The organism is Streptomyces sp. NPDC059567, assembly GCF_042735655.1.
Lineage (GTDB): Bacteria > Actinomycetota > Actinomycetes > Streptomycetales > Streptomycetaceae > Streptomyces.
On the sequence record NZ_JBHWBS010000053.1, the window covers coordinates 44,236 to 50,504 of the forward strand.

General features: G+C 74.2%; 5 protein-coding genes. 2 read left to right on the forward strand and 3 right to left on the reverse strand.

Features of this window, described 5'->3' with window-relative positions; translation table 11 throughout:
* Window positions 1-180: 180 nt before the first annotated feature.
* Window positions 181-1,248: a DUF2637 domain-containing protein gene (locus tag ACFVZW_RS22925; protein ID WP_384524124.1), complete on the reverse strand. Its 1,068-nt coding sequence runs from the start codon at window positions 1,246-1,248 to the stop codon at window positions 181-183.
* 205 nt (window positions 1,249-1,453) lie between these two features.
* Window positions 1,454-2,311: a (2Fe-2S)-binding protein gene (locus ACFVZW_RS22930; RefSeq protein WP_384524127.1), complete on the reverse strand. Its 858-nt coding sequence runs from the start codon at window positions 2,309-2,311 to the stop codon at window positions 1,454-1,456.
* 183 nt (window positions 2,312-2,494) lie between these two features.
* Between ACFVZW_RS22930 and ACFVZW_RS22935 the strand changes: the two genes are divergently transcribed.
* Complete coding sequence (locus ACFVZW_RS22935; RefSeq protein WP_384524130.1) at window positions 2,495-3,310, forward strand: GntR family transcriptional regulator; 816 nt, start codon at window positions 2,495-2,497, stop codon at window positions 3,308-3,310.
* A 96-nt stretch (window positions 3,311-3,406) separates the two neighbouring features.
* The gene (locus ACFVZW_RS22940) at window positions 3,407-5,020 is read left to right on the forward strand and encodes a WD40 repeat domain-containing protein (protein WP_384524133.1); all 1,614 of its coding nucleotides are present in this window, start codon (window positions 3,407-3,409) and stop codon (window positions 5,018-5,020) included.
* 7 nt (window positions 5,021-5,027) lie between these two features.
* Here ACFVZW_RS22940 and ACFVZW_RS22945 read toward each other — a convergent pair whose 3' ends face one another.
* Window positions 5,028-5,816, reverse strand: coding sequence for a hypothetical protein (locus ACFVZW_RS22945; protein WP_383551203.1), 789 nt, complete (start codon window positions 5,814-5,816; stop codon window positions 5,028-5,030).
* Window positions 5,817-6,269: the final 453 nt, after the last annotated feature.

Genomic DNA, 6,269 nt, shown 5'->3' on the forward strand with positions numbered 1-6,269 from the left:
GCCCTAGCTCGGCCGCCGGAGCGGGGACGCACCCCACCCCCTATCCGGCGACTCGCACCGGCATCAGAGGTGGTGCGGCGGCGTGTGTTGGAGGTATCGCGCGCGGTGGGGGGGGGGGTGACAACCCGCGGGGGGGCGCGCGCGCCCCCCCCCCCCCCCCGTTCGCGTGTTCTTCCGATCTCAGCCGAACTGCTGCTCGAGGTCCTTGAGTTTGCGTTCCAGGGAGTCGAGCCGTGGCAGCGCCTGGGTGTCGTCCTCGGCGGTGAGATCCACCGTCCGCGGCTCAGTACCCACGGCCTGGAGGGAGGGCCGGTGTCGAAGCGGCAGCTGTCCGGGGTCCGCTATGGCCGGCTCCGCGACGGGCGTCCCCACGGATGCCGTCGCGGAGCCCCCCGCCCCCGTGCCGGAGTTCAGCGCCGGCATCTCGACCTGACGGCCGCCGCCGCGGCCGAGCCCGAAAGCCCGGTGCTGCCGGTTGATGGCTCTCAGCCTGGCCCGGTCGAGCTTCTCCTGATCGCGCCTGCGCAGCCGGTTCTGCTGCTTCTCGCGACGGTCCTCGCGGACCTCGTCGACCGCCTCGTCGAGCGTCCGTACGCCTTCGAGCAGCATCAGCGACCAGGCCGCGAAGGTCTCCCTCGGCGCCCTCAGCCACCGCACGATCCGGATCTGCGGCAGCGGTCGGGGCACCAGGCCCTGCTCGCGCAGCGCCGCCCGGCGGGTCTGCTTGAGGGCCCGGTCGAAGAGGACCGCCGCCGAGAGGGACATGCCCGCGAAGAACTGCGGGGCGCCGTCGTGTCCCAGGCCGCGCGGTGCGTGGACCCAGTTGAACCAGGCCGCCGCGCCCGCGAACAGCCAGACGAGCAGTCGCGAGCCGAGCGCCGCGTCGCCGTGGCTGGCCTCGCGGACCGCGAGGACCGAGCAGAACATCGCCGCGCCGTCGAGGCCGAAGGGGACGAGGTACTCCCAGCCCCCGGTGAGGTTGAGGTTCTGCCGGCCGAAGCCGACGAGCCCGTGGAAGGAGAGTGCGGCGGCGACGGCCGCACAGCAGAAGAGCAGGACGTAGGAGGCGGTTCCGTAGATCGCTTCCTTGCGTCTGCGGCGTTCCTCGCTGCGTTCCCAGGAGTCCTCGGCCGCGGCCTGGTCACCGGCGCGCTTGCCGCGCGCGAGCACCGCCACCGCCGTCAGGACTCCGGCCACCATGACGCCACCCGGAAGCAGCCAGTCCAGCGATATGTCGGTCAGTCTCATGCGGTGTCCCTTGCATCGCAGTAGGGCCTTTCGGCCGCCCATATTGGCCGACCTCGGAGGGCCCACAAGGGGTTTCGCGGCAAGAGCACGCCATTGGGACCGCACGACATACGAATAGGTGCCATCTGGTCGAACGGCCGCGCGGATCAAGGGAGTTGCGTTCGATTTACGCCACTCGTGCGGGTGGCGTAATCCCACGGGAGGGTCAGGCGGTCGCCGCGAGCCGACGGACCCGCTCGGCGTCGCAGGTGCGCGGACACGTCATGCAGGTGTCCTCGGGGCGCAGTGTGTAGAAGAAGCAGCACGTCGCGCGGTCCCGGGTGGAGCGGGTCGTTCCGTCGGCGTCCACGGAACCGGCGAGCTCACGGAAGCCGGCGGCGCCCGCGTAGGGCTTGGCCGTGCCGGGCATCAGCAACTCCAGCTCGCGCATCCCCCGCTCCTCCTCGCCGAGCAGCGCCGCGATGTACCAGAGGCCCTCGACGATCTCGTCCGTCGCCATGCCCCACAGCGCCCGCCTCCCACGCCGCATCCGCGGTCCGAAGCCGGCCAGGATGGACTCGAAGTGCTCGGCGAGCGAGGCCCGGACCTCGGCGCGCAGCGCCTCCTCGTCCGGGACGACCCGGGCGCCGGGCAGAGTGGCGGCGGGATCGTCCGGAAGGCAGGCGAACTCCTCGACGCGGACGGTCATCCGGCCCAGGGCCCGCTGGAAGGCGACGTTCCGGACGGGCACCCGGGGAACCCGGCGGTGCAGGAACCAGGGAACCGTGACCAGGAGGCAGGCCGGCCAGGCGTACCGGTGCAGTCCGAAGCTGGCGACCACGTCCGGGCGGGCCTGCTGCCCGTAGTCGCGCAGCACCTGGGCGTTGTCCCAGGCGAGGAAGGCGTCGAGCGCGGCGCCCCCGGCCGCCAGCTCGTCCGCGCCGACCCAGCCGCCGCCTCTGGGTGCCTTCGCGGCCTGGTCCAGCTCCTCTATCCGCAGGCCGGAGAACACCTCGCCGAGGCGGGCGTACGAAGCCGCGACAGGCGAGGTGAAGGGAGCGGGCAGCAAGGCGGGGACGGCCATACGGGACCACCGAATCGCGATCGTTAGCAGGTTAGCCTTACCTTACCCGACGCGATCGAAGTTTGCCCCTACCGTCCGGCGGGCAAGCCCCGAACCCCCCGATGCGGTCCTGTCTCGCATATGGTGCACAGGGGGCACCGGCATCGCGAGCCGGGCCCGGCACGACCCCGCAGGAGGACCCGGGTGGAGCAGGGCAGAGCGCGCGAGCGGGCGCGACAGGAGCCGTACCCTCCGTTCGGCGACGCCGTACGGGTGCCCGGACAGGCGCGCGGCGGCAGGTCCGTACCCCCGGCGCACCCCTCGGAGTCCCCCTCCGCGCATGCCCGCGGCGAGCACACCCACAGCGAGCCGCCCGCGCCCGGGCTCGTCCCCCGTCCGGTCCGGCGCCACTCCGTGCGCGGGCAGATCCTCCAAGCCCTGCGCACCGCCCTCGTCGGCGGCGAACTCGTCCCCGGCGAGGTCTACTCCGCCCCCGTGCTCGCCGAACGCTTCGGCGTATCGGCGACCCCCGTGCGCGAGGCGATGCAGCAGCTGGCGACCGAAGGCGCCGTCGAGGTGGTGCCGAACCGCGGCTTCCGCGTCACCGAACGCACCCCGCGCGAACTCGCCGAACTCGCCGAGGTCCGCGCGCTCATCGAGATCCCGGTCATGCTCCGCCTGGCCCGTACGGTCCCGGCCGCCCGCTGGTCCGAGCTCCGGCCCCTCGCCGAGGCCACCTCGGCCGCCGCCGCCCGCGGCGACCGCGCCCACTACGCCGAGACCGACCGCGCCTTCCACCGCGCCGTCCTCTCCCTGGCCGGAAACGAACAGCTCCTCGCCGTCGCCGACGACCTCCACCGCCGCTCCCAGTGGCCCCTGATGAGTGCTCCGGCGACCCGCCACGGCGAACTGGTCGCGGACGCGGCGGAACACACCGCCCTCCTCGACGCGCTCATCGCCCAAGATCTCACCGTCGTGCAGTCACTCGTACGGGAGCACTTCACCGGATCGCAGGGCTGACGACTAAGGTCGTTGCCGTCAGCCCGCTCGCACAGCGCCGTCCGTGAGGTGTCCCATGCCGTCCGCGACTCCGTCCCCGGCATGGGGATGGTGCCCGTGACCGGATCCGCCCGCGGGGAGCGCCCCGTCGCCGGTACGGAGCCCCAGGCGACGGCCCTGCTCGGCTGGCTCACCGACCCGGACGCGCCCCGGCTCTGTCTGGTCACCGGTGATCCCCGCCGGGGCAAGTCCGCACTCCTGTCCTGGCTCGCCGCGCACGGCGCCCGCTCCGGGGCGCGCCGCAGGCGTTCGACGCGCGAACTGATCCCGCTCGCCGGGCAGAGCGCGCTCGGTACGGCCTGGACGATCGCGAACCGCCTCGGGGTCGTGGCCAGGACACGCGGCGAACTGGTCCAGGTCCTCGCCACCACCGAAGCGCGCCGCGCGGTCCTCGTCCTGACGGACCTTCACGGAGCGGCGGAGCCGGAGGCGATCGCCGAACTCATGGGGGAGCTCTCGGAGTTGGGCCGGATCCGGCTCGTCGTCGAGGTCCGCACGGGCACCCCCGCCCACACCCTCCTCGCCGCCCGCCGCGCCACGGTGGTGGACGTGCCCGAGCCGGCCGGGACGGACGGCACGGCCGCGGCCCGTTCCCGCAGGGCGGGCCGGGCGGCGGAGCGGTTCGTACGCGCGGCGGTCGATCTCGCCGATCCCGTCGCCGTCTGCGAGGCCGACCCGCTGCTCGTCACCGCCGGTTACACGGGTGGCTCCGGCGACGACCGCGGCGGTCTGCGATCCGCCTGGCTGCGCGCCGGACAGTCGCTCTGCCGAGACCAGGAACCCACGGACCGCGCCCTGGTACTACTCGGAGCGCTCGGCGACGGCGCCGACCCCCGACTCCGGCCCGCCCTGCGGGAACTGGCCGCGGACGCGCCGTGGCGAGTGCGGTGGACCCGGGTGCGCGGGGATCTGACGCCGCCCTGGCCCGGACCCGTCACCGCGCTCGGGACGATCGGCGACCGCCTCCTCGTCGCGGGTCCGACCGACGCCGTGCACCTGCTGCGCACGGCCGACGCGACCCCCGCGGGCCAGACCTTCGCCAGCCCCGCCCGGCGGATCAAGACGCTCGCGCCCGCGCCGGACGGCACCCTCCTGCTCCTGGACGAACGCGGCCGGCTGCACACGGTGCGCGGGCTGCCCGGACCGCGCCCGCCGTACCTGGAGCGGCTGACCGCGGCCGTCGCGGCGACCCTCACCCGGCACCCGGGCACGGCGCTCGCGGCGATCAGCGGGTCCGTGGTGGTGGGCGACCGGCTCGGATCCGTGCACGCCTTCGGTCTGACGGGCATTCACCAGGCCGCGCTGCACAGCGGACGTGTCACGGCCGTCACCGCGGTCGAGGCACCGCCCACGCCCTTCCTGTGCAGCGGGGGTCTCGACGGCACGGTCCGGCTCTGGACCCCCGGCCAGGACCCGCACCCCGAGCCCCTGGCCGAACGCCCCTGCCCTGTCGTGGCGTTGCATGCCGCGCCGACCCCCGAAGGCCCGTCGCTCGCGATCGCCTGGGCCGACGGCCTGATCGAACTCCACCACCTCGACACGAAGGAGCGCCTGTCCTTCCGCCCGGGCCCACCCGTCCGTGCGGTGGTGCTGACCCCGGACGGGGGAGTGGTCGCGGGCATGGACGAGGCGCTCCTCCGCCTGGACGAGAGGCGCCGTCAGGCGATGTGATGCCCCGTCATGTCGCGGGCTGAGGCGACAGTTGGGCGCCGAGCCAGGTCGGCACCCCGCCCAGGAGGCGGAACAGCCGTCCCGCCTCGGCCCGCAGACGGCCCGCCTCCGGCTCCGTCTCCGTGTCCGCCAGGGCGGTCAGGGCCGGAGCGGTGCCCACCAGGAAGCCAAGCTCCTCGCGGATCCGCAGCGACTCGGCGAAGCCGTGCCGCGCCTCCGCCAACTCGCCCTCGCGCAGGGCGATTCCGGCGAGATGGCGCCAGGTGGAGGAGAGGAGCAGGGTGTCCCCCCGGTCCGTCGCACCCGCGTGTGCGCGGCGGAAGGCGGCCCGGGCTGCCTGGGGCGAGTCACCGAGGTTCTGGGCGATCAGCCCGCGCCGGAAGTCCAGCAGCGGACGCCCTTCGGCCGAGGGGCCGATCAGCGCGGCGGCCCGGCCGAGCGCCGCGGTGGCCTCGTCGGCCCGGTCCCGTACGCCGAGCAGCGTCGACGCGTAGGCGAGATAGCCGCGTTCGCATGCCGCCGCCCCGCGTTCCTCGTCGCTCTGCGCGACCGCCTCGGCCGCCCGCAGGGCCTCCTCCGCCTCGGCCCAGCCCTTCTCGGTGTACAGACAGCGCTCGATCAGCAGGGCCGCCCGTTCCAGGGCCGCCGCCGGTTCGGTCGCGCGTGGTGCGAGCAGAGCGGCCGCGTCCGTCCAACAGCCGCGTGAGCGGAGTCGCCATATGGCGGTCTCCATGGGCGTCTTCCTGCCGTAGGCAGAGGACGGATCGTCGCCACCCGTCGTTTCGGAACCAGACATGGCGGTGTCCGCCACATTGCCCTCCCCGAGCGCGCCATTGAGCTGTTGAGTAGGCCCGCATCTCAACACGAACGGGTGCGCCGGGCCAAGGGGTCAGGTGAATCAATTCACAAGAGCCTCGTGGGTACCGGTATACGGACGGCGTCGCCCGGTCGCGCTCAGCGACCGATCCGACGTGCCTGGGCTCCGTCGCCCCGCGCGACCGGGGCGGGACGGGCGTCGTCGCCGAGCGGGGGCGTCACGTTCAGTACCGTCAGTTCCCCGGTTCCCCCGAAGAGATGAATCTCGGCGGATCGCGCGACCGCGTTGGGCCGGGCGGGTGGTCTTCGGCCGGCGTCCGCCGGGCGGGGGATGCCGGGCCCGGAACGCAGGACGGGGGGGGGGGGGGTGGGGGTCCGGCGGCCCCGCCAGCGCGCGCCCCCCCACTGGCGCGCGCAGACGGCTCCGCGGGCC